This window comes from Bradyrhizobium sp. SZCCHNR3119, assembly GCF_032487775.1.
In the GTDB taxonomy this organism is placed as follows: Bacteria; Pseudomonadota; Alphaproteobacteria; order Rhizobiales; family Xanthobacteraceae; genus Bradyrhizobium.
The window spans coordinates 729,754-753,219 of record NZ_JAUEUV010000002.1; the positions used below are offsets into that span (position 1 = coordinate 729,754).

A 23,466-nucleotide genomic window follows, 5' to 3' on the forward strand; every position below is an offset into this window, starting at 1 on the left:
AAGATCGAATAGGCCGGCGCGCCCTTCGATTGAGCCGCAGGTCGCGCCAGTTCCAGTTCGCTCGCCCGTCACCGGACGAACGGATCTCTGTCGCTTAGTTGTATAACTCGTAATATTCGCCTGTGCTGTCAATCCTAACTTTGGCAAAATCCAGTGGAGCAGATCACCGTCCCTCCACCCGACCGCGAGCGGGCCTGCCGCTGGTCTGAAGATGTGAAAGCGTCGATCGGCACGCGGACAAAACCACTAGGTACCCGGTATCCCACCGGCCGGCGTACGCGGTCCAACCCAGGCGAACACCAGGGGCTTCCTAGACCAAGTGTCAGTCCGGACAAGATCGCGAAGAGGATCACAGCGACCATGACGGCCATCTGCCACGATCGGAGAGGTGCGTCCGTCGTTGGGCTCGCGCGCTCCAGCCGCGTCTCATCGTGTACGGGCGGCATAAAGGTATAGCTGAACACGGGTTGATATCGGCCGACGGGCAACTCGACGCGCACAGGATCGTGTCGCCCGGGACCGAGATAGTATGTGTGCAGGAGCGCTCGGAGGCGCTTCGCCTGAACCCGGACGACGGAGTTTATCTGAGGATCAAAATCGGTGCTTCGTCCCAGCGCCATCGTCGCAATCGTATAGCTCTTCAGGCGCTCGGCCCGACCATCCAGCGCTTCGACAACCACATATTTGAGAAACTGGGACGCGGCTTTGCTCTTCCGAAACTCGCCGTTGTCCAGCAAGCGCGACAATTGCATCTCGATCTCTTGCCTGTCCGGCCCATTCCAAGTGGTCGCGGCAGGGACCTTCCTATGACCTCCCGCCAACTCTTGCCGCGCGTCAATCTCCAACTGACCTTCGAGCATCATCGCTTCGAACTCCACAACCGACGCACCCGATGACCCAAGACGCTCGTTTTGACGGTCGCGGGTATTGGGCACCTCGGGCTAGAGGCTCGGTACACGTACGAGAACCTCGTCATAATTCATCCATCCCTGTTCGTTGACGTGTCGCCCGCCCCCAGCCCTTGCGATGCGAGCGCGTCCACAAAACGGAGCAGATTTTTTGAATCCTGACACGTGGACAAAGTCACGAGACTTCCTGACAAAAGTCATATGACCAAGCCCGATCAGGGATCGAAGCCGCCGCCGAGACAATGCAACTTATGCGCGCAATCAACAACTTCACAGTTCGAAGGCATCGGGACTCCCGACGCGAACCGGGCGCTGCAACGGCAGAATGCGGTTGCTTCCCTCCGGACGAGCCGACTGAACAGACCTCGGAATCTCGTCACCTTCGGTATCGCCAGTGAGATCAAACCGGCGAAGTATCTCCCGCGGGCTCATGCCGAAACGCCGCTTGAACGCCCGATTGAAGTAAGGCTGGTCGGTGAAGCCCGCGTCGTAGGCAATCTTGCCGATCTTGCGGCCCGTGTGCGGGCTATAACTCAGCTCCTGATAAGCCCATCGAAGCCGCGCATCCAATATCCGTTCCGAGAACGAGGCGCCGCTTTCTTGGAATATCGCGTTGACGTACCGGTTGCTCAATCCCGAAAGAGCGCTCAAGCGACGGAGTGAGAACGACGGATCCCGGAAGCGTTCTCGAACGATCTGCAGGAGCAACCTCAAATGCCGCCCCTTGGCGCCGGCTACACGGCGCGCCTCCGCACAGTCGCCCAGCTCGTCGCACGCGGCAACCAGCAATGGGATGGCTGCGCGCGTTAGGACCTTGTTAACCAAATTGAGATGAGAGAGCTCCTTGGTAGATTCGCTCGACGTGCTGAGCTCGCCAACCACGTAACTCGCCATTGTCCCGAGCAGCTCGATCGCCCTCCACGACCTGTTATTGGCGTCGATTCTATGTGGAACATCATCGACGCCCCGATAGAATGAGCGACACGGAATGGCAACGCAGAGATGTTTTTGCTCCTCTACCCCATTATATCGCGGACGGCCCTTGCCCCCCAGGAGTCCATGAAGCGAATTCGAGACGTAACAGCTGCTGATCCCGTTCTCGAAAACAGCCCATACCATCGGAGCGGAGGTCTTCCGGTCCAGCTCTTTCAAGAAGCCGGCAAATCCCCACGCCCACAAGATGCTGCCACCATCGGCGGCATCGCAAGTCGTCACCGCGACGCCTTCCGGCTCGGTCACGTGAAGCGCCACGCGGATCGACCGATTCCCGGTCTGTTGGAGCTCGCCGCGATGACTGATACCGACCTGGCCAAGAATGCTCATGCTTTCCCCCTGTTTTCAGGAACGAACGGCAACGCCATCGCTTCCAGGTAGAAAGAGAGCCACCTTTGTCGATTTTTGCAGCGTGGTAACGGTTACTTCAGGAAGGGTGAACGCCGCGCGTAACGCCGAATCGGGGAACCTCGCCTTCGCTCGGTCTACCCGACAGGCTCAGGACAACTGCCCCCAATTGGGACGGATGGGCGCTCTGTCATCCACCCGAGTGTACTAAATCGCTGGAATTGAACCGAATGGGTCGCACCAACTCGGGCAGGCCGATGCACACCAGGGTCGATTTCGCTCATTCCTTATAGCCAGACGGCTAGCGTGCGGTCACCTTTCGTGTCGGCATTGCCGAGAGCTCTTCACCCCCGTACATGCCGATGTAACGTAGTATGCATATCTTCCAAACGTAACCCGTTATCGAAGTTGAGGGCAACGCACGCAAACCCTCCTGCGCTCGGTGGCCAACGCCTGTGTGTTAGGGCTTGTTGATCGAGGCACTGACCGCTTCAGAGAAGCCGAGACCAGAGATGACCATCTCGCGATCGGCGGCGCCGACCAGAATAGGCGTCGGGCCGGCCATGTTCGCCACCGTCATCGATTTGAACCGTACAATGAGCATTCCACCGGTGATCAAGGCGTTGAGCTGCGCAGTCGTGAGCGGCCAAAGCGTCATGCACCCCTGGGCGTCGCACGTGACGAAAGCCAGCTTGGTGACACGACTGGTCTTTTCACGCCGTGAGCCAGCGATCGCGCCTCCGGAGGCTGCCGCGACCGTGAGTCCCGACCGCAGCGACACGCCGTAAGGAAGATGGAGCATGGCGGCAGGCTGCCCCTCGCGGGTGGTCGTCACCACGATGTCACCAAGCATCTTGCCTTCCGTTTGACCCGCCCCGAACAAGCTGCAGAATCGGCGCCGTTCGGCAGTGACTTCATCGCACACGACACGCCAATTCTGAAAGCTTGCCTCGATCCGCCGTATCGCGCCTTCCTTGAAGACATCGCGATTGATTGCCGGTCCGACGTACAGGGACTCGCGGTCGGCCGTCCCGGCAAGGGACGTCGATACAGGCGGCAGGACGAAGAGCAAGGCTAAGGCCGCGCCGATGAACGCCAAGTTTCTGGACCACACGACGCGATCTCCTTCCCAACGCGGCACTCTTCCACGTGCCGACAACGTCGGTTCACGCCGCTGTCCCGGCGGCGACCACGATCATTCGCCGAAGGATAGGCCAACTGAGGCGAATCTCTTGTCAGGTGCGGCACCCAGATTGTCATTCCTCGCAGACCTGAATCGACGATCACCCCCATTCCGGTCGACGACCCGTACTGCCCTCGAGCCGCACCTGCGCGAACGGCGTCTGCCCAGGCATCTCGCTCAACGTGGCATCCAGCGCAGCCTTCAGGCTCGACATCCGGAATGGCTTCACGAGGAAGAAGGTGGCGCCCGCCTCGATCGCGAGACGCGGATATTGTTCCGATGTATTGGCGGTCATCATGATAAACCCGAGGAGCGCAAGGCGGCGACTTCTGCGCACCATCCTCAGGAGTTGATAGCCATCGGCAGGCTCCATATTCCAGTCGGAGATGACGACATCAACGGGCGTCGCGTTCAAAAAGGACCAGGCCGACCCGACTTCATGCAGGACCCCAATCTGGCCAACGCCAATGCGGCTGAGCAGGAAGGCAACTGTGGTCGCAAACGTCGGATCATCATCCACGACCAGGACAGATAGCTTCTCGTAAAGCGAATGCATCCACAGCCTCCAATGAACAACGAAGACACCTTGGAGCATCGTGGCGAAGGCCGCCAGATCATCAAGAAAGTGATATGAATCGTTCAAATTTGTTCGACTTGGAATTGTCGAGATCGGTCACTTCATCGTCGCGGACGTCCCTCGCTGCTAATTGCCGTCTCCGTTCGCGACGTCATATTCGCCGGCCTGCATGGCCCTGCTTTCCACGACAAGATCGGCCGGCCCGCCGATCAGCAACAGATGCTCCATGTCTCGGTGGCGAATGAGGACGAGGCGACGGCCGCTTGCGAGCCTCACGACCTGGATCGGTGCAACGCGCCATGGCTGGCCCATCCGAGCCTGCAGCCGGCGTTCCGCAGCGTAGTCGCGAAGCAGCCAGAAGGCGAGACCGACCAGTGCCAGCACCGATGCGAGCATGAGAACGATTGCGAGTTGAACCTGCACCGCTTCCTCCAATCCGATCATGCCGGTACCCGTACAGATCGTCATCTTCCGTGGCCCGGTAGCTTGTTTGTCTACGGCACGATTGTGCGGTCAGGTCCAATTTGCGCACCTTTGGATCCATTTGCTTACCGGCACGCTCTCGTGACAATGGCTTCACGCGAATCGGCATTCAGCATCGGCACAGACGGATGAAGCACGTCAGCGCGAACAGGGACCATTATAGGACGAGCGTCGCGCGCGGCATCATCTATGGACTCGCCTTTTCGGCTGTGCTGTTCACGTTCCTCTTCTGCGTCGCTCGGGCGCTTGATCCACCGGTCTGACAACCAGACATCATGCGTGACATCAGTTGCAGCGGGCAGTCCCGACGATGCGAATTCCGTGTCTCGGCTCAGCAGCCGTCCTCAGCCAAAGACTTTGTCAGCCGGAGCACGATTTCCTGATTCAGCGAGCGCCCCCTCTCCTTGGCGCACTTCTTGAGCTGGTCGCGGAGCTGCTCCGGCACGCTCGGATGGATCTGCACCTTTCGCAGGCGTTGCTTTATCGCGCTCGGCTGATCTACCATTTACTTCCCTGCCGCTACAGCTGACCATCCCATTTGCCCGCGTAAACCATAGTGGCCTCGTACGGCCAGGTATTTTCTCGCAGCGAACCTCGCTTGTCGCCCAACGCGCGATCGGTACCAAGCGCGCTCCGCCCCTGCATAGACGCGCCGCCGCGGCCGTTCAGCCCTCGACCGACGAACGACTCGAAGTGCGAAGGCGGCGGGACAATTGAACGTGCGCATGCAGCGGTAGCGGATCGCGTGTCATCGCACGACACGCGATGCCGACCGATCGCGGGATCCGGGCTTGCGCCCTGTAGGAGCGCCACGTCCGGCTGGAGATGCCGAACAGCTGCGCCACCTCAGAGTTGGTCAGCCGCATGGCCGCCTGCCAGGCACGCGCATCTTCGTTGGTGAAGGGCCGCTGTTCTTCCGCGAGTTGCCATAGCATGAGCGCGGTCAGCACCGCGCCTTCACAGCAGTCCCAGAACACCGCGTCGCCGGATTGCGAGACGCGCAACAACCGGAGGGACTCCGGCGGGAGCAAGACTGCGCGGCGCGAGCCTCCCGAGCGGATCCACCCGTCCAGTCGTACGGAAGTTGATGAGCTCTGGTGTCTCCAGCGCACCATGATCAGTGCGGAAGCGATCACGTCGATCGTTTCGATGACCGGCCGCATGCTCGTGAGAGACATTCCGTAAGGAGCCAACTCGTCCTGCTGACCGGGTCCGCCAGATTCCTCGGTCGAGTGAGCCGCCTCCGGCCGGAGATCAGTTCGACCGGGGCTCATTGCTCTTCTGCTGCGGCTTGCGCGATGTCTGTGGCGGATTGGACTGGTCGGGCCGGGCAAGGAGCAGCTGCGGCTGACCAGATCTCACAACCGGCCTCGGAGGCGTCGGAGCCGCCGGCGGCGCAGCGCTCGCGGCTGCGCCGGATTCCGGGCCTTCCTTTGGCTTGTCCTGGCCTCCTTGCGAGCCGGCGGAGATCGCCTCCAGCAGCCAGCGCCCACCCACCGACTGATACATCAGATCGAAATGGAACGGGCTCGGCCGTCCCGCGAAGTCGCCCGCGATGTGCAACAGACCGTTGGCCTCGATCCTCGGCTCAAATGCGAACTGCGGCTCGAGAATAGCACCCGGCGAGAGGTCAAACTTCTCGCGACGGAAGTTCGCAAACAGGTCGGTGAGCTGCGCCGGTGTATTCACCTGCTGGAAGCTGGGAGAGGCCAGCGCGTGCAGGACCGTGTAGTTTCCGGATTTGTTGGCCTGATCGAGCGCAATGACGGTCGAGCGGACGAGCAGCAGCGCGAGTACCCGGTCGACTTGCCAAGGCTTGGTGGAAAGCGCGGGCGGTGCCGGCGCAGGCGACGCCGGAGCTGGCGGCGCCGGGGTTTGTCCAGCAGCTGCCGGCACAACCTCTGCCCGAGCCCCGGTCGGCGCCAGACAACAGATGAGCAACAGGATCGCTCGGACCTGCGGATTCATGCTCACAACCTTCTCTTAATTGTCATCGAGTCGACCGATGCTGTTCGATCCGGTCGCTTCAGTCGAGCTCGTAAGGGACGTCGCAGGCCATCAGCTCATGTCCGTCCGAGCTCAGCGCGAAGGTGCCATGCAGCGTGCAGGCCTGCTTGTAGGCGAGCAGCACCCGCCCGCTGCCGCCGCGGTCGAATTGCACGATCCGCACCGGACAGACCGTTGCGCTGCTGCATTGCCGATTGATGATCTGCGAGACGACGATGCGTTCACCCCGGCAGCCCCGGTACGCGCCCTCCCAAATGTCGGTTTTGTGCGGGCTATTCACGTTCCACAGCTCGAAGTCTGTCCAGAGGCCGGACGGATCGTGCTCGGTCCGCTGCGCGATGCGGCTCATGGGGATACGCTGGTACTTTCCACCGTCGTGGCAGGCTGACGCCGGAACGGACATATCAGCCGCCGGTGACGGCCGGGACGTGAACGCAAGCGACAGCAGCAAGCCTGCGGCGCAGATCGTGATCTTGGATGTCATCTGACGATTCCCGATGTTGGTAGCCACGGACGCGCCGGTGGGTCGGCGCGCGATCTAGTTCCAGGTATAGGTGGCGCTCGCGCCGACCGTGAGATCGTCCATGCTCCTACTGGTCGGCGAGAACGCGAGTCCCGCCGAGACCCGCCACAGGCGATCCTCGGTCGTGTAACCCGCACCCATCGCGAAGCCCGCCTGATTGTGATGGTAGGTGACGGCAGCGCCGGTCGACAGCTTGCCCGGACGATCGTCGTAGCGGACCATGCCCAAAGCGGCCGCCGTGGCGATGCCCGCGTCGGCGCGGCGGGCGTTGGTGTCGATCTGGCTTTGCAGATTGCCGAAGCCCGTGGCGATGTTGTTGATCGCCTGGTTGGTGGCATAAAGCTGCGAGCCGTTCACTGCCTCGGTCGACGTCGGCGAGAGCGTTCCCGGAGCGACATTGCTCAGGGTCACCGGGCCGCCGCCGCCCGCCGGATTGCTCAGCACATACGTATTCGAGGTCGGAGCCTGCCACGAACCCGGCACGTTCGCCTGGGTCGCATAGAGCTGCTTGCCGTTGACCGCGTCGGTCGAGGTCGACGAGACGGCTCCGTCCCCGACGTTGTGCAGCACGACGGGCCCGCTGGAGCCGCCGACCAGGGTGAGGTCGTTGGTCGGCGTGCCGCCGTTCGGCGTCGTCGGCGTCGAGGAGTTCGAGTACTGCACCGGGCCGGCCCCACCCTTGTAGAGCACGTCCACCGCCTGATTGGTGGCGTAAAGCTGGCTGCCGTTGATCGCATCGGTCGAGGTTGCACTGAGCCGGCCCGCGGCGACGTTGGTGATGGTCCGCTCGGCGCCAACCGCCCCGACGCTCACCGTGCTCGTGGGGGATGTTCCCGCGAAGGTGTAGGCTTTGCCGCCGATCTCGGTCCCGGTCGTGGCGACGGCCGCCGATGTTGTCGAGCCCTGACCGAGAGCGACAGCGCCGGCGTTGGACGCGGTCGCGCCGTAGCCGATGGCGGTCGATCCGGCACCTGAGGCGGAGGCGGCAACACCCGCGGCCATCGAATTTGCGCCGGTGGCGCCATCGTTGGCGTAGTTCGCCTGCTGGGCGCCGTTGTCATTGACGCTATAATAATGGGTCTTCGCGCCGGCGACCACGGTGTTCATTTGCGAGACATTGACCGCATCCGTCGCATTGGTACCGGCGGCGACGTTGGTGATCTTGGTTCCTCCAGCGTCGATTCCGGCTGACGTCACGCTCGGTCCGCCGGCAATGGTCAAGCCATTGGTGTCGATCTTGGTGTTGCCGGTGGTGACCGAGGTGAAGCTCGGAGTCATGCTGGTGGCGATCTGGATCTCCGACCCGACCTGAGTGATCGCGATGTTGTTGCCGGCGGTGAAGGTCGCGGTCGAACCGGGCGCGATGTTCTGCACGGTGGTGCCGCTGACCGTGCCGGTGCCGGTGGCCTTGGTGGTGACGTTCCAGCCGGCGCCTGCGAGCTGCTGCACCGCATAGAGCTGCGAGCCGTTCACCGCATCGGTGGAGGTTGAACTCACCGCTCCCGGGGCGACGTTGGTGATCGTGGTGCCGCCGGGTCCGGCGAGTGTGATCTTGTTGTAGTTCACCGTGCCGCCGGAGGTATCGTACTTGACGGTCCCCTGACTGAGCGTGTCGATGGCCTGATTGGTCGCGTAAAGCTGCGAGCCGTTGATCGCATCGGTCGAGCTCGCGCTGATCTGCCCGGCGGCGACGTTGGTGATCTGCCGCTCGGAGCCCGAGGCGCCGACGCTGACCACGCTGGTCGGCGAAGTGCCGGCGAAGTTGTAGGTGGTGCCGTTGATCGTGGCGCTCGCGGTCGGATTGGGCGCGGCGGTAGTGCTGCCGGAGCCAAGCGCGACGTCGTTGGCATTGTTCGCTTTCGCGCCGAAGCCGAGCGCGGTCGAGCCGGCACCGGCGGCGGAGGCGGCAACGCCCGCGGCCAGCGAATTGGTGCCGGTCGCGCCATTGTTGGCGTAGTTCGCCTGCTGGGTGCCGCCATCATTGACGCTGTAATAGTGCGTCTGGACGTTCGTCACCGCCGTCTGCATCTGCGTCAGGTTCACCGCATCTGTCGGATTGGTCCCCGCCGCCACGTTGGTGATCTTGGTGCCGCCCGCATCGATGCCGCTCGAAGTGACGCTCGGCCCGCCATTGATGGTCAGGCCGCTGGAGTTCATCGTGGTGTTGCCGGTCGTCACCGAGGTGAAGCTCGGCGTCATGCTGGTGGCGATCTGCACCTCCGCGCCGTTCTGCGTCACCGCGATGTTGTTGCCCGCGGTGAAGGTCGCGGTCGCCCCCGGCGCGATTTTCTGCACCGTCGTGCCGCTGACCGTACCTGTTCCGGTCGATGACGTCGTGACGTTCCAGCCGGCGTTCGCCACCTGCTGCACGGCCGTGACGGCCTGATTGGTCGCATAAAGCTGCGAGCCGTTGATGGCATCGGTGGACGTCGCGCTGATCCGCCCGGCCGCGACGTTGGTGATCTGGCGCTCGGAGCCCGAGGCGCCGACGCTGACGACGCTGGTCGGCGAGGTGCCGGCAAACGAGTAGAATGTCCCTGCGATCGTGGCTCCACTTGTCGCGTTCGGAGTCGCGGTTACGGAGCCCGCGCCCAGTGCGACATCGTTCTGGTTGGTCGCGGTTGCTCCTGAACCGAGCGCCAGAGCCTTGGTTGTGTTGGCCGCAGCCGTATCACCGAGAGCAATCGCACCGCCGCCGCCCGCGGTCGAGCTGTTGCCCAACGCCACCGCCCCTTGGCCCGTCGCGGTGTTCGCATTGCCCAATGCGACGGCGCCCTGGCCGTTCGAGCTGTTATTGGCGCCCATGGCGACGGCGCCGGTTCCGGCCGCGGTGTTGGGATCGCCGATCGCGACCGCACCATTCCCATTGGCGGTGTTTCCGGCGCCGATCGAGACCGCTTTGCCGCCCAGTGCGGTGGCGCCCGCTCCGATCGCCACCGCACTGGCCGTCTGCGCGCTGGCGCCGTCGCCGACAGCGACTGCGGAAGCCGCGGCGGCCACAGCACGCCGGCCGAGCGCAGTCGAGCCGACGCCCGATGCACTGGCCGAATTACCGAGCGCAGCTGAACCCTCAGCAGATGCGGACGCGGCGCTGCCCAGCGCGATCGAGTTGAGTCCCGCGGCATTGGCCTTAACCCCGATGGCGGTGGCGCTGTTGCCGGACGCGACCGTCGCTCCAGAGCTAGCGCCGTCCGAGGTGCTGGTCTGGGCCGAGCCGATGGCGATGGAATTGGCGCCCGCGGCCGCGTTCATCGTGGCGACACTGCCCATCCTCATAGAGTAGGTGCCGGTGGCGACGTCGGTGACACCAATTTTGCCCGCATTGACAAACAGCAGCCCGCCAAGCGTCAGATTTACTTCTTCTTGGAAAGTTGGGCCGGCGTAGAAAAGACTGCGATTCGTTTGCGTCGAGGCATCTGCAGCACTGCAACCGGACTGATACCCCCCGCCAGCATCCGTGGTAGTGAACGAGCTGGCCATCGTACCTGCGTCTTCAATCCAGGCGCAGGACCTGTCATTGCTATTGCCCGTGTTATTTACGAAAACCTTCGCGCTCGCCGGCCCGGCGAAGCTCAGACCTGCGACCAGCGACAGCCCCGCGATGCGCGGGGCGTGCAGCCCCAGCAGTCCCATACCAAGTCCCTTGCGCCGGATACCGAGCACGCGATGAGCCCGCCGCAACACGGCGATCAGCCTGCGCCGCAGCGATCGGCAGTCGCCTGCCGCATGATCAACCCAGTTGGCGACAAAGGCTGCGGCGCTCGATTGCGAATTCATGATCATGGCGATCTTCTCCCAGTTCAACTGCATGCGACCAGTCCAAGGGACCGGAGCAACGCTCCAAGACAGCCATCTTGCCCCTCGCGCGAGACGGCTCCGACACTGCGCCCACGGCGCAAAAGCATCCGCCGCCGTCCTGGCAACGCTGCGCATCCGTCGCCTGCCTTCGCGTGCAGACGACACTCCCTCACGATCAATCCGAACTCACTACGAACGCCAATGTCCGATCTCTCGGCCGCTCGCCCCACAATGCGCGTTCGCGTTCTGCGACACGACCTATGATTGAAATACATCCTTCGATTCACCATGCAGGGAGCCTAGACAGGCGCCGGAGTCGTCGTATTGCTCGTAGCGGCATCAACATTGACTGGCACGGTACGACCGACCAGCAAACCGAACGATCGCGCCAGATCGCGAGCGCAGCGCATGCCGATCAATGTCCGCGGGTTGCCACAGCAAAGCACGGTCGGGATTGCAGCCACCTGCAAGCCGAAGCGTCATCTCGAGAGCGCGGCCGCTTTCACTTGCGGCGAGCGCCGCGCCTGCGTAGCTTTTGAAGCTGTGTCGTCTTCAGTCCGGCATAGCCGAACTCCGCGAACGCGCGCCGCCAGGAGTTGAACTCCGTTTCGCTGATCCGAAGCTTTTCCCAGAGATCGCGCTCCGCGAGCGCGCCGGACTGCACGGCCAGCAGAACCCGTAGCTTCTTCAGCGGCGTCCAGCGGCGGCGCATCCGGTCAGGGGAGCCGGGATCGGCAGCCTCGCCGCCACGGTGCGGCCTCTCCTGATCGCTTGCAAAGGCCTTGGACTGCTGCGACGGCGAACGACACGTTTCTCTGGTCATTGGTTCCTTGGGCTCGACACGAAAGGGCGCGGCGGAGCGTGGTCCTTCGGCTTCGCCAAGCTCAGCTTTGAGCAAGTCGGTCTCCGCCGCCATCGAGCGCCGGCACGACCTGCGTCTCTCGTTGGAGAGGCGCGAAACCCTAAGTAGGAAAGCACGCGCAATCTAGGACCGAACGGAAGTGAACTTGTCCGAAACCGCATTCAGTGCCGACCGGCGCGCAATCGGACAAGCCGTGGGTACCCGACGACAATATTTGCCTCGCGGAGCAGACTAGGTTCGACGCATTCCGGTATTCGAATCGCTGTCTCGCCGTCGTCGAGACAGCCGGCCGATGGCCGGGCATTCCTCGGAGAGGCAAGATGTCATCATTGTCGTATGTCCCCGCACGCTCGTCCTGGCTGATCGCCGTCCTTGCTGTCTTGTTCGCCTTCGCCGCGGCAGCGGTCCTCACCTTCACCTCGTTGGGTGAGCATGTCATGTCCCTCCTTGCCGGGACCAGCGCCGCAGAACCGATCCAGCCGGACGGGAGTCAGCCGGACAAGAGCAAGGTTGCCGCGCTGCAGATCGCGGACAAGGCCGGCGTGCGTGCCTGTGCGCCGCTGCTCGGCCTGGTATCCTCGCAGATCGCCACCGGCCGTCATGTGGCGACTGCGCTCTGGAACAAGGAGGCAGCCGACAAGCACATCTTCTCGGTGACGAATGCGGTTGCCAGCGGCGATCCGGCCTCGCCGCTGCTGCTCAGCTTCGCCGGCGTGACGCCCCTGGCGAGTACGAGTTGCGATGCGAGCTCACTGGTCGTGCAGCCTTACCCGGTGAGCTGCGACACGGTCGGCGCGGCCCTGGAAACGAAAGGTGCGGCGAAGGGCGATTTCGCCGACAACGTCAAGATGTACAATTACCGCGAGCCCGGTGCGCGGTCTTTCCTGCTCCCCGCCTCCACGTCAATCTGCATCGTGATCACAGCCCAGACGTGGTTCGGCAAATGAGGGCCGGCAGTCCGGTGTGGCGGCTGTGCGCTTGTCGCCCTCGGCTTCTTTTTGTCGCAGACAGCACAATCGCCGAGCCCGGTATTGCATCCGAGAAGCGTTCGGATCAACCTTGGTGACGCAGTGGAATTTGAAGTGACGCAATGAGGCGCGGCAGTAATCGAACCGGTCTGGGAGCACGGATATCCCTCGCCAAGCGCGCGCTGACAAGCGTACCTGATGGTCGGAGAAGGCTGAGCCAACCATATCGCGACGCGCGGGAACCTTGCGCGAGGGCGTCGAGTTCCCACGGATCCTGCGTCGATCGACCGATATGAATGCAGACATCCAAAGCGGCTCCTCGCCGGTCCCGAGCGAGCCCGTCGACGTCGGGGCTGAGCTCGATCGAATTCTACGGGATCCAAGCTTTCGCCGTAATCCTGCTGCGATGCAGTTCCTGCGCTTTGTGGTGCAGGAGACTCTCGAAGGCCGCGGTGAGCGGCTGAAGGCCTTCACCATCGCCACCTCCGTCCTCGGACGCGGCAGCGATTTCGATCCGCAGGTCAATTCCGTCGTGCGCGTCCAGGCCAAGCGCCTGCGCGAGCTCTTGGAGAACTACTACAGGGGAACCGGGGCGAAGAATCCGATGCATATCGTGCTGCCCGTCGGCTCGTATCAGCCGCAGTTCCTGCGAGCTGTGCCGGTCGAGGAGGAGGTGCCACCACCTAGGTCCGAAGAAAGCAACGTCGCGCCGAAGTTGCCGCGTCTGCTCTATCCGGGTCATGTCGTGATCTTGCTGGTGACGCTGGTGCTTGGAACGGCCCTGCTCTCGCGCGACGTCGCGCGCCTGTTCGGCGCACAGGTGAGCACACCGGTGCTCGGCCTTCCGAGCGTCCTCGTGCAAACCGATCCTCCGACATCCGACGAACAGACGGGGCTGATCGCCACGTCACTCGAGAGCGCGTTGACCCACTACGACCTGACCGTCATGCACAATCGTGCGGACGCAGACCATCAGAGCGCCGTGGATTATGTCCTTCTGGTCCGGGCCGGAGCGTCGGAGAGGTCGCGGCGGGACTTCGTATTCCGGCTGCTCAGCGCGCGCTCCAACGAGATCATCTGGTCTCGCGCATTCCAGGGCATTGACGTGAGCGCCCAGAGCACGGCCGACGACCGCATGGTGAGCACGGTCGCCGCGGACGTCGGCGAACTCTGGATCGGCGCGATCATGACGGATGCACTCCGCCGCTCCAGTTCGACTGCTGCCCGGAACCTTCAGGGCAGGGCCTGCGTTCTGCGGGCGCTCGATACCATCCTTCACTACGCCTATGACCTGCCGGAGTCGCTCGCCTGCCTCGAAGCAGAGGTCAGCCGGCAGCCTGACGATCCACGGCTGCTGTCGCTGCTCTCGGCGGTACTGGTTTCCGAGTATCTCGACGGGACGCCGGGCCGAAACCCCGAGTCAGACATCGCGCGGGCTCGGGAGCTCGCAGAGCGAGCCGCAAGCCGCTCGCCCAAGCTCGGGATCGGTCTTCTCGCGCTGTTCGCAGCGCGTTTTTTTGGAGGCGATCCCGAAAGCGCCTTCGAGCTGACGCCGCAGATCCTCGATGGTCCACCCGTATCCGGCCTCAGCCAGTCCTTGCTGGCGGCAACCAATATCGCACGCGGCCACCACGACGAGGACGTGGCGTTCGGAGCGCAACTACAGGCCGGCGCCATCCAGCCGACTGTTTTCATGCCGCCCTACGCGGCGCTGGCGGCCTACATGCGCAACGATGCCGTCAATGCCCGGCGTATCGTCTTCCGATCGGAGGCCTCGCCGGTGCCGCTCACCTTGCTGCTTCGGATTGCGCTATGCGCAACCAAGCAGGACGAGGAGTGTGCCGTGCGGGCGGCCGAGCGGCTCGCGCACTGCTATCCCGGGGTGGCCAGCGATATTCCCGCAGCACTGGACCGTTATGGCTTAGGCGACGAGCTCAAGAGGAAACTTCTCGCCGATCTCAGACGGGGACGTCCGTTGAACGATGTCGCCGCCCCGTAACATTGTGGAACGTTGCGCGGAACGCCACCGCATCGACGGCCGACGGCAGCGCAGGACGATGCGCAAGTGATGCTGTAGGCGACAACACTCGCGCGCTCCCATCCGTAGACACCGCGGCTCATTCCCAGCATCATCTCGGCACAAAGGCGGATGTATAACCGCTTCCTCCTACCCAGATCCCCAATCCCCACCGGACTTTGCCGCATCGAGGCTTCACTGCTTCGATGCGGCTCTTGTCGGTTCATTGGCGGGCACCGCAGTCGGTTGCGGCCCTTGCAGACGCCCTCAGTGCCGCGGCTGGCAGCGGATTAGGGGAAGCGGGCTGTTCTCCGGACCGAGCGCGCCAAGCAACTGCTCGCGACCGCCGATGGAGACATAGCGTACGATCTCGGGCAGGAAGCCGAGGTCCAGGTAATAGTGTTCGCTTGACGAGCGCCAGCAGGAGACCGACAACCTGCAGCGCGCTAGGGCCTCGTCATCCAACAAGTCCGCCAGACTATCCACCCGTTGCCGGCCTTGGCCGACAATGATTCCGAACTCAGCGAAGTGAGCTCGAACGGCACAAGCCGTCATGGTTCTCTGGCGGACCAGCAGGCCTCTTGCGCGATGAAGCATCAAAAAGCCCTGGCTCTCGACGCTCTTGATTGGGACGAACCTCATATTGGGGCGGGTGACCGCTTCGCAGATCGCAGCCGCGTCGGCGGCGTCGTTAGCTCCTCGCCGCACGTAAGGTTTTACATAGGCAGGCGGAATCAATCTCACCTCGTGTCCAAACCGCCGAATCTCGCGTGCCCAGTGGTGAGCGGTGGCGCAGGCTTCGATGCCGACCAGACACGGCTCGATCGAGGAGAAAAACGACGCGATCTCGCCTCGCCGGAGCCGTTGGCGATTGATCACTTGGCCTTTGCTGTGCGGTCGTATGTCGTTGTAATCGACCCGCCAGCATCTGAGCGCCACGCGGACCTGAGCCAGTGTCGTGAACAGCGTCTCTCGTTCAGCAATTCATCCCGCAGCCGACCGTTGATGGGGAAGACGGCCGGATGCGCGACGAGTTCTTGAACGAGACGTTGTTCTTCAGCCTTGACGACGCCAGGCGGAAGCTCGCTGCCTGGGTCACCGACTACAACGGCGAGCGGCCGCACTCCTCGCTAAAATACGAAACCAGGTAGCCTACGCTGTTATCCTTACCGCAACGGCCGATCGGCTGCGCAACCCCGACCAGCTCCGCCGATCGCCCGTTGCTCCACCCGCGTCGGTCGGCGTACAACCCAACAGGACTCTAACTGCGGCTGGATGAAACTTCGGTGGCAGGTCACGGACAGGACAAGTATGTTCGAGAAACAATCGAAGGATTTTTCCCACAGAAGCTATTGGAACAAGTTTACAGACTCGGGCGTACCGCTTTCGTAAACAAAGATGTTCAATTGGCATTCAAAATCGGCGATCAAAGCGCGCGCGCAAAGATTAAGAACTGGGAAGACATCGGACTAGTTCGACAGAGTGGGACACAAGCCCCCAGCAGTGAACTTGGCGGCCAGCCTGCGTATCGTTTCGTGGTATCTGATGCTCGCGTCGAGCGCATCATCGACCGCAAGCTGGTCGACACCGTTGGAGCTGGCGCCGAACCGGATGAGTAACGAAGAAGATTGATCGCGTCTAATGGACGTTGCCGTACGGCTCGCTAATCCGCAAGCCGATGATCGGCCCGGTTGTTCGCAAGCAGCAACCATTAAATTGGGCTGACACTTTCGGGCCAGCAAGCATGGGCCGCCACGGATTGGCACCGCCAAGGAGTTCATCGAGGGCGCAGACGATCAGGTTGCTTCGAAACGACAGTCCAATCGGGCCTAACGATAACACTGCACTTTTCTTCCCGCCCCCCTACCGCTCCGCCGCCAGCCGCACGACTTGCCGGCCGCCATTCATCTCGCGGAGCTTGTTGACGTATTCCTCGGGCCGGGTCCAGCGGACCGGGGTGTCCAGGCCCATGAAGCTGGCGATGCTGCCGATGAATGAGGTGCAGTTCGCCGTTTCGGCGTTCCACACCGGCGAGTCCGCCTGCAGCTTCTTGATGTAGGCGAACACGCGCTTGGCGTCGGCTTCGTTCAGGTAGACGCGGTAGCTCGCGGTCACATAGTCCGGATCGAGATCGCCATAGCTCGCACCGGTTTCGGATGGCACGAAGGTGACATAGCCGAGCATGTAGGCGAGCTCGTCGCCAGCCGGGGTCAGGCCGGCGACATCGACCGCCTTCTCGCTGCTCTTGCCATACCAGACGAAGGCATGGCCCCAGCTCGCGGCGGTGCGCGCCCTGAAGTCGACATAGTATGGCCCTTTTGCCTCGGAGGCACGCCGGACCGGCGCGCTCCGCGGGGCCTCATGCGCCGTCCGGGCGACGGCCGGCCGCACGGAAGCCGCCTGCGCGACGCACGGCAGCAGCAAAGCTGACAACGCTAATCCGACCAGGCCGAAACACCGCATGGCAGGCACGCCCCCGAGAATGATGACGTCACATCAAAGAGCCGACCGGGCTCAGTAGCCGCGGCGATAATACCCCGGTGCGGGGGCAACGACCGGCGCCTTGCCGACCGGAGACTTGCCAATCGGAGCTTTGCCGATCGGCATCTTGCCGACCGCGGGCTGCTCGTAGACCGGCTGCGGACGCGGCAGATCGGCGGCATGGGCCATCGTCACCAGCGCGAGCATCGCGCCTGCTGAAATCACGAATGTCTTCATTCGAACTCTCCCCGAGTCTGAACAGCGCCCCAAGCCCTCAGCACCACGACCATGAACGACGGATTGCGTCGAGAGTGGGGCAGCCGGTCATAACATTGGGGCCGCAGTCACTGTCTTCCGCGTGATCTCGACGGCACCAGAACCCGTGTTGCAGGCCCTTTGCTCGCTTTTGGCCGGAACAGGACGGCCATCCCATGTCCGGATCGCCTGACCGGCGCGGCCATCAGCAATTCGTGATCGCCCCGGCGAACGAGCGTTTCCCATCGACACGGCTTGCTGCGCATTGCGGTCCGGCGGGATTGCGCCTAAATCCCCGGTCGACGCAGCGATCCATCGGAGAGCCCTGATTTTCCACCTCGGGAATTACGGTGACGCTGCTGGACTGCACCCCTTAAGTGAGACACGATAATTACAGTGACAGTGCGGTTGCCACGATGCGTTATCGTGCTTTGTTTTGCGCGAACGCGGTTTCGAACTCAAGAGGCGATTGGTATCCGAGCGCCGAGTGCAGGCGCTCCTTGTTGTAGACATTGGCGATGAAGCTATCGATCCGGCGGCGTGCGTCACTGATGTCGGAGTACGCCTTGCCGTTGACCTCTTCGGCCTTCAACGTTTTCATGAAGCTTTCGGCCTTTGCGTTGTCGAAGGGGTTTCCTGGCCTGCTCATGCTGATGGTGATGTCGCGGTCGGCCAGTATTTGGCGGTAGGCGATTGAGGCGTATTGGGCGGATTCAAACGGTCGTCGCAACACCAAATGTTTTCACTCATGACAGCAACTCGTCAAGCGCCTCCGCCGGCGTTTTCCAGCCCAGTGTCTTTCTCGGCCGGGCATTGAGGGTCGCTGCCACGGCGGATATCTCGTCGGCGCTGTGGATGCTCAGGTCTGTACCTTTCGGGAAGTACTGCCGCAGCAATCCGTTGGTGTTCTCGTTAGTACCGCGCTGCCAAGGGCTCTGCGGGTCGCAGAAGTAAACCTGGATACCCGCATCGATCTTGAGACGATCGTGCTGAGCCATTTCGGCTCCCTGATCCCAGGTCAGCGAACGACGGAGTTCTTCGGGCAAGGTGACGATGGTGCGCGTGATCGCGTCGCGCACGGCTTCGGCCCCGTGTCCCGCAAGCGCAGGCCCGTTCTTCGCGCGCGGAGCTTCGCCATGCCCCGCCAACCGTGGAAGGTGCAAGAGCATCGTGAAGCGCGTCGTGCGCTCGACCAGCGTGCCGATTGCCGAGCTACCAAGACCGAGGATGAGGTCTCCCTCCCAATGTCCCGGCACCGCTCGATCGGCCGCTTCAGCAGGGCGCTCACTGATCATGATCTCCGGCGAGACAAAGCCCTTGCCTCGCCTGCGTACGCGCGCTCTGGGCATCCGTAACGCACGCCCTGTTCGCAAGCAGGCCGTCAGCTCGCGGCGTAGCGCCCCACGGCCCTGAACGAAGAGGGCTTGATAGATAGCTTCGTGGCTGATGCGCATCGTCTTGTCGTCCGGGAAGTCGATCGGCAAGCGTCGGGCAATCTGCTCAGGGCTCCAGGCTTTGGCCCATCGCCGATCCTTGCGCGGCCCATGCCGGCGACCCTTCCACGGAACGGCGGGGCCAGGAACGGGAGTGCCGCTCGGAGCCACGACGACACCGGCAAGTCGCTCTTCCACATAAGTGCGCAAGGTGGTGTTGAGCGCAAGCTTGGTCAGCTTCGGACGACGGGCCGATCGATCTGCATGCCACTGGGCAGTCGTCGCCCGGTACTCCAACCCGCCGCTACGGGTGGCCGCATTGCGCCGCAGTTCACGGGAGATTGTCGAGGCAGCCCGCCCGAGGCGGCGTCCAATCTCCTGTATGGAATGGCCCTGCACCTTGAGGAGTGCGATCTCCTCGCGCTCGATCAACGAGAGGTACCGCCCAGAGAGCGGCTTGGCCGAAGATCTGAACATCGCTGGTGGCATGCCGCCCGCCTTTCGGAACCATCTGGTTCCGACAGGTTGCGACACTCCGGCTTCGAGCGCAGCCTCTTCGCTGCTCACTCCCCTGGCGATCGCCCGCCAGAATCTATTCTGTTCATCGCGCCCTGCAGCAGACGGCCGCCCTGGCGATGGCAATGGCGCTCGTCCTGATCGTGCCGATCGCCGCTTTCGAATGTTCACCGCAACCTCCAACCTCGGAGTGTTGCGACGACCGTTTGAATCCGCCTTGAACGCCGCGATCGGAGTGGTGGATCAAGCTGCCGCGCACCGGCTTTCGGCCCTCGATGGCCTTCTCCAGAGCAGCAATGGCGAGCGAGGCATCGAGCGTGTTCTCAAAGGCCCAACCGACGGCCTTGCGAGAGAACGCGTCGAGGATGACGGCGAGATAGGCGAAGGTCTTAGCGAGGTGGACGTAGGTGATGTCCGCGACCCAGATCTGATCGGGGGCGGACGGCACCAGGCCGCGCACTAGATTGGGGACGACGAGAACGCCCGTTGGTCGCTCGGCAGATGGCTTCAGGAACGGCGCCTTGCGCTGCGCGAGAAGATTGTCTTCACGCATAAGCCTCAGGACTTTCTTGGCATTTACGACCATGCCTTGGCGCCGGAGGGTAGCTGCCACCCGTCGATAGCCGTAGAAGGGATACTTGAGGCAAATGCGCTGGAGCTGGTCGCGCAGTTCGCACTCAGCCGTCTCACGGCTGCGCCTGTTGAGATGCCGGTAATAGGTCGCGCGCGGCAGGCTTGCCAGGCGGCAGAGGCGTTGCACGTCGGCGTGGGAATCGGTCGCCTCCGATGTCATGGCTTGAATGACTTTGATGATGCGGATGCGGGTTTGCCTTGCGCTGCCGGCCGCTCCAATGCGCGCAAGGCTTTCCGAAAAAAATCGATATCCATCTGCTGGCGGCCCACCAGCCGTTCGAGCTCGGCAATGCGGGCTTTGGCGAGCGTGAGGGCGGAGCGTTTGTCGTCGTACGTCGGTAGCGGTTTGAGCTTGCGGGGGCCGGGCTTGGGTCCAGGCTTCCGGTTTAATCCGTCCGGCCCATCGGCGTTCCAGGCTTTGATCCAGTCGTGGAGAATCTTGCGGGAGATTCCTAGTTCGCGGGCCACAGGGAGGACGCCTTCGCCCCGCTCAACCCGCTTGATCGCCTTCAGTTTGTAAGCCGTCGGAAACTGACGCTTCTTTCCTCGTACTGCCACAGGTCATCCTCGAAATGCCTGTCACTGTAATTATCGTGTCTCACTTAAGGGGTGCAGTCCACTGCACTTTTCTGTTCGATTCATTGCCGTTTCAACCCTATCACCCACTCCCGCTGCTTCTCCGTATCCGGCACGGGCACGCCGCGCGCGGCGGCTATCCGGTCGAAAGCGTCCATCGCAGCTATGCCGAGGTGGATCATGACGCACGCCGCGATGACCGACGGACGAGGAGCTGTAGTTTCGAGCGCTGGCAACGGTGGGCACGCGCCCGCCTCGCGGCGGCGCTCTGCCCGCCCCACAAATTGAGCGAGGTCGGTCAGCTTGTGCTGTCCGATACAGCGCCCTCTCCCCTTGCGGGAGAGGGCATCTCCGGCTCATCCACGTACGCGATTGGGTGAGGGGTATCTCTCCGCGAACGAAGCTCGTGGAGGCATACCCCTCACCCTTTCGGGCCTGCCGCGCTTTCCGCGCATGCCCTCTCCCGCAAGGGGCTATTCGATTCACACATTTTTGAGCCTCAGAGTGGTGCCGTATTTGATGCGGCGGAACGCTTCGAGGCCCAACCGCATGACCATTGGACCGGGCTTTCCGTAGTAGGCGGTCCATCCTCCGAGCCTGGCGATGACCCATGCTGCGAAGGCAAGCGTGCCTTTTCGGTGTGGGTTCTTTTGCTTCTCGGTAGCCCCCTCAAGTTCGGCAGAGAGGGCTTCGAGTACGGGCCGATCATCGGGGTCGAAGGCCTCGATCAGTTTATCTTCAGTCGTTCCGTCACGGGCGCGCACCAATTGCATGATCGTGACCGCGGCCACGGCGGCCGCGGCGACAAACTTGATCATGACTTCGGGCTCTCCAATGTCGGCCTGCTCGATATCAAAGCCCGCCGATTTGAGCGTGCGAAAGAACTCCTCGATGGTCCATCGCTTACGATAGAGATCGACGATCCGACGTGCTTGCTTTGAGCTCCCCACGTCGTGAGTGGTGAGGAGCCGCCAATGGATCGGCTCGCCGTCGTGGGTTGATGACACCTCTCGAACATCTACGATGGTCAGTTGGACGGTCTCGGGCAGATCAGGCGCGGGGCTTGGATGCGGCCTGCACAGCGTTACGGGCGAGAAGCGCAAGGCAAGCTCAGCCGTCCGCTCCTTGCGGCCCGGAGCTGCAGGTATCGTCACGCTGTACCGGGCGGCTTCCTGCAGGCCATCAACGAATGCAAACTCACTCGTAGAAGCCCCGGATTTCAATTTGATCTTCCGGTTCCAATTGGCCCGGACAAGAAGCTCCACATTCGGTGGACGTTGCACGAAATGGGCGTAAATATCGCTTTCCCGGTCGGAGATGACGGTGATGCTGCGCGCTGCAGATAAGACCTCGCCGGCTTTCGCCGCCGTGAGCCAATGTTGAGACTCTTTGTCTGCCATCGCTCGCGAGCGCCGGGCCGTCACTTTGCCCTTGTCGCGATTCCAAACCTGCGCATCAACAAGACCCAGCAGCGCATCATTGTCGGCATCAAGCGCGAGCGCAGCATGCAGCATCAGCCCACGTGTGCCACCGCCCTTGCCGACAGGTCCATATCCATTGGCTTTCGCGCGTCGTCCGCCAAGGACCAGTTCGCTGTTGTCCTGAACCACGATGATCTCGCGACCAGCAACACGTAACGCCGTGCGCGCTGCCGCGTGGCTCGCCATCTCTTCGACGCCTACTCGTTCGTTGCGCAGAAAGCGCGTGAACCGCACCTCCCGCGCACGGTTCCCGGCAAGGCGTCGAATCCGCGAACATGGCCGTCGAACAAGGGCCTCATGCAGCAAGGCCCCCCTTTTTCGAGGCGGCGATCGCCAAATCGCCCCAGCCCAATCTTCATCGACATGCGAATGCCCCGCGTAAAGACCTATGTCCACTAAGGAATCAGTCCTCAACGAGCCGCGCAACCCAAAAAAGATGTGTGCATTCAATAGCCCGCAAGGGGAGAGGGCACATTCATATACACTGTACCTCATCGTTCGATCTTCAAGCACGTACCACGGCGCACGGCTTGCGAGCTGCCGCAGCCCTACCGGAAACACACCGAGCGATCGCCGGGGACGAAGGAGTTGCCCGGTATGACCGTTTCGGCAACCAGCGTCCGTATTGACGAACACACCGTGTCGGTCGAACGGACCGATGGCCGAACGCTCAGCATGCCCTTAGTGCGGTTTCCTCGCCTGCTGCACGCCACTCCGGCCGAGCGTCAACAGGTTGAGATAAGCCGCGTCGGCCTGCGCTGGGAGGCTCTCGACGAGGACGTTTCGGTTGCCGGGCTGTTGGCCTCGTTCCTGTCATGAAGGCAAGAAAGCTGACACCGGCGTTGGAGCGTGTCGAGAGATGGCCGGCCGAGATTCAGCGAGCTGCGTAGCCCGGATAAGCGTCAGCGACATCCGGGGGCCGGTGTGTGTTGTCCCGGATATCGCTTTGCGCATCCGGGCTATTTCGCTAACGCAGTTTGCGCCGCCGGCTGAGACCGACAAAGCTTGCGCCCAGCACTCATTTTCGCCAGCGCTTCCAAGCTGATTTGGCCTGTCCAGTCCCTCGCGCAAAAACATTCCTATTTCTATTTTTCAGAATTCATGGTCTTATCCGCTCGTCCCGCCTCGATGCGAGGGGCGTATCGCGATCGTCACGACACGCGGGGTGGGATGCGGTGGGCGGATCGGGTTGCAGCGTGATCATTCATGCCGACGAACGACCCGATGCGCACGGCGAAATCGTGTGGTCCTGGCATCCCGGTGCTGGTGTCAAGCTGCTCGGAAGATGATCCGCGCGGCGACGGGGGCAAGACAGCCGGTCCCCGAGGAGCAACTGTGCTGAAGTAGACCGCCGATCGGCCGGCCTCAAGGCTGGCGCGAAGACGCGCCACCGCCTTCGGCGGCTGAAGGCCTTGACCCCGTCC

At 62.6% G+C, this 23,466-nt stretch carries 22 protein-coding genes and 3 pseudogenes; 5 read left to right on the top strand and 20 right to left on the bottom strand.

Annotated features, from left to right (window positions below):
• Positions 1 to 134: 134 nt before the first annotated feature.
• The 11 genes from QX034_RS30620 to QX034_RS30670 form a co-directional block, all read right to left on the bottom strand.
• Complete coding sequence (locus QX034_RS30620; protein ID WP_315703689.1) at positions 135 to 863, bottom strand: hypothetical protein; 729 nt, start codon at positions 861 to 863, stop codon at positions 135 to 137.
• 315 nt (positions 864 to 1,178) lie between these two features.
• A complete protein-coding gene (locus QX034_RS30625; RefSeq protein ID WP_315703688.1) occupies positions 1,179 to 2,231 on the bottom strand; it encodes an AraC family transcriptional regulator in 1,053 nt (350 codons plus the stop codon).
• 478 nt (positions 2,232 to 2,709) lie between these two features.
• On the bottom strand, positions 2,710 to 3,363 hold the full coding sequence (locus tag QX034_RS30630) for an invasion associated locus B family protein (RefSeq protein ID WP_315703687.1): 654 nt from the start codon (positions 3,361 to 3,363) through the stop codon (positions 2,710 to 2,712).
• Positions 3,364 to 3,532: 169 nt separating this feature from the next.
• Positions 3,533 to 3,988, bottom strand: a complete 456-nt coding sequence (locus QX034_RS30635) for a response regulator (RefSeq protein WP_315703686.1) — start codon at positions 3,986 to 3,988, stop codon at positions 3,533 to 3,535.
• 147 nt (positions 3,989 to 4,135) lie between these two features.
• The gene (locus tag QX034_RS30640; protein ID WP_315703685.1) at positions 4,136 to 4,477 is read right to left on the bottom strand and encodes a hypothetical protein; all 342 of its coding nucleotides are present in this window, start codon (positions 4,475 to 4,477) and stop codon (positions 4,136 to 4,138) included.
• Between the two features lie 346 nt (positions 4,478 to 4,823).
• The gene (locus tag QX034_RS30645; RefSeq protein ID WP_315703684.1) at positions 4,824 to 4,997 is read right to left on the bottom strand and encodes an Arc family DNA-binding protein; all 174 of its coding nucleotides are present in this window, start codon (positions 4,995 to 4,997) and stop codon (positions 4,824 to 4,826) included.
• Positions 4,998 to 5,157: 160 nt separating this feature from the next.
• Positions 5,158 to 5,670 carry a hypothetical protein gene (locus QX034_RS30650; RefSeq protein ID WP_315703683.1) on the bottom strand — a complete coding sequence of 171 codons (513 nt, stop codon included), beginning with the start codon at positions 5,668 to 5,670 and terminating at the stop codon, positions 5,158 to 5,160.
• 76 nt (positions 5,671 to 5,746) lie between these two features.
• The gene (locus tag QX034_RS30655; RefSeq protein ID WP_315703682.1) at positions 5,747 to 6,460 is read right to left on the bottom strand and encodes a hypothetical protein; all 714 of its coding nucleotides are present in this window, start codon (positions 6,458 to 6,460) and stop codon (positions 5,747 to 5,749) included.
• A gap of 58 nt (positions 6,461 to 6,518) precedes the next feature.
• The gene (locus QX034_RS30660; RefSeq protein ID WP_315703681.1) at positions 6,519 to 6,983 is read right to left on the bottom strand and encodes a hypothetical protein; all 465 of its coding nucleotides are present in this window, start codon (positions 6,981 to 6,983) and stop codon (positions 6,519 to 6,521) included.
• A 54-nt stretch (positions 6,984 to 7,037) separates the two neighbouring features.
• On the bottom strand, positions 7,038 to 10,832 hold the full coding sequence (locus QX034_RS30665; RefSeq protein ID WP_315703680.1) for a hypothetical protein: 3,795 nt from the start codon (positions 10,830 to 10,832) through the stop codon (positions 7,038 to 7,040).
• A gap of 490 nt (positions 10,833 to 11,322) precedes the next feature.
• Complete coding sequence (locus tag QX034_RS30670) at positions 11,323 to 11,643, bottom strand: DUF1153 domain-containing protein (protein WP_315703679.1); 321 nt, start codon at positions 11,641 to 11,643, stop codon at positions 11,323 to 11,325.
• Between the two features lie 359 nt (positions 11,644 to 12,002).
• Here QX034_RS30670 and QX034_RS30675 point away from each other — a divergent pair, with 359 nt between their 5' ends.
• Together QX034_RS30675 and QX034_RS30680 are read left to right on the top strand one after the other, a co-directional pair.
• Positions 12,003 to 12,629 (top strand): hypothetical protein, encoded by a 627-nt coding sequence (locus QX034_RS30675; protein WP_315703678.1) that lies wholly within the window; start codon positions 12,003 to 12,005, stop codon positions 12,627 to 12,629.
• Positions 12,630 to 12,942: 313 nt separating this feature from the next.
• Positions 12,943 to 14,649 (top strand): hypothetical protein, encoded by a 1,707-nt coding sequence (locus tag QX034_RS30680; RefSeq protein WP_315744795.1) that lies wholly within the window; start codon positions 12,943 to 12,945, stop codon positions 14,647 to 14,649.
• A 489-nt stretch (positions 14,650 to 15,138) separates the two neighbouring features.
• On the opposite strand, the pseudogene QX034_RS30685 reads toward QX034_RS30680, so the two are convergent.
• Both QX034_RS30685 and QX034_RS34085 read right to left on the bottom strand, forming a co-directional pair.
• A pseudogene (locus tag QX034_RS30685) lies at positions 15,139 to 15,570 on the bottom strand (transposase); the annotation flags it as partial.
• Positions 15,553 to 15,674, bottom strand: a pseudogene (locus QX034_RS34085) (integrase core domain-containing protein); the annotation flags it as partial. The pseudogenes QX034_RS34085 and QX034_RS30685, both read right to left, overlap by 18 nt.
• Before the next feature lie 6 nt (positions 15,675 to 15,680).
• Here QX034_RS34085 and QX034_RS30690 point away from each other — a divergent pair.
• Positions 15,681 to 15,946: pseudogene (locus tag QX034_RS30690) on the top strand (integrase core domain-containing protein); the annotation flags it as partial.
• A 7-nt stretch (positions 15,947 to 15,953) separates the two neighbouring features.
• Positions 15,954 to 16,286: a hypothetical protein gene (locus tag QX034_RS30695; protein ID WP_315744796.1), complete on the top strand. Its 333-nt coding sequence runs from the start codon at positions 15,954 to 15,956 to the stop codon at positions 16,284 to 16,286.
• 244 nt (positions 16,287 to 16,530) lie between these two features.
• On the opposite strand, the gene QX034_RS30700 is transcribed toward QX034_RS30695, so the two are convergent.
• The 7 genes from QX034_RS30700 to QX034_RS30730 all read right to left on the bottom strand — a co-directional run bounded on the left by QX034_RS30700 (position 16,531) and on the right by QX034_RS30730 (position 22,276).
• On the bottom strand, positions 16,531 to 17,130 hold the full coding sequence (locus tag QX034_RS30700) for a hypothetical protein (RefSeq protein WP_315744798.1): 600 nt from the start codon (positions 17,128 to 17,130) through the stop codon (positions 16,531 to 16,533).
• Between the two features lie 51 nt (positions 17,131 to 17,181).
• Positions 17,182 to 17,385 (bottom strand): hypothetical protein, encoded by a 204-nt coding sequence (locus QX034_RS30705; RefSeq protein ID WP_315744800.1) that lies wholly within the window; start codon positions 17,383 to 17,385, stop codon positions 17,182 to 17,184.
• Positions 17,386 to 17,824: 439 nt separating this feature from the next.
• Positions 17,825 to 18,136, bottom strand: coding sequence for a transposase (locus QX034_RS30710; protein ID WP_409998177.1), 312 nt, complete (start codon positions 18,134 to 18,136; stop codon positions 17,825 to 17,827).
• A 13-nt stretch (positions 18,137 to 18,149) separates the two neighbouring features.
• On the bottom strand, positions 18,150 to 19,325 hold the full coding sequence (locus tag QX034_RS30715) for an IS30 family transposase (protein ID WP_315767476.1): 1,176 nt from the start codon (positions 19,323 to 19,325) through the stop codon (positions 18,150 to 18,152).
• A gap of 112 nt (positions 19,326 to 19,437) precedes the next feature.
• Positions 19,438 to 20,145, bottom strand: coding sequence for an IS3 family transposase (locus QX034_RS30720; RefSeq protein WP_315769062.1), 708 nt, complete (start codon positions 20,143 to 20,145; stop codon positions 19,438 to 19,440).
• Complete coding sequence (locus tag QX034_RS30725; RefSeq protein ID WP_315744802.1) at positions 20,142 to 20,543, bottom strand: helix-turn-helix domain-containing protein; 402 nt, start codon at positions 20,541 to 20,543, stop codon at positions 20,142 to 20,144. The genes QX034_RS30720 and QX034_RS30725 overlap by 4 nt, the downstream gene beginning before the upstream one ends.
• A gap of 500 nt (positions 20,544 to 21,043) precedes the next feature.
• Positions 21,044 to 22,276 carry an IS4 family transposase gene (locus QX034_RS30730; RefSeq protein ID WP_316196232.1) on the bottom strand — a complete coding sequence of 411 codons (1,233 nt, stop codon included), beginning with the start codon at positions 22,274 to 22,276 and terminating at the stop codon, positions 21,044 to 21,046.
• A 363-nt stretch (positions 22,277 to 22,639) separates the two neighbouring features.
• Here QX034_RS30730 and QX034_RS30735 point away from each other — a divergent pair, with 363 nt between their 5' ends.
• Positions 22,640 to 22,861 (top strand): DUF2442 domain-containing protein, encoded by a 222-nt coding sequence (locus QX034_RS30735; protein ID WP_315744804.1) that lies wholly within the window; start codon positions 22,640 to 22,642, stop codon positions 22,859 to 22,861.
• The last annotated feature ends 605 nt before the right edge of the window (positions 22,862 to 23,466 follow it).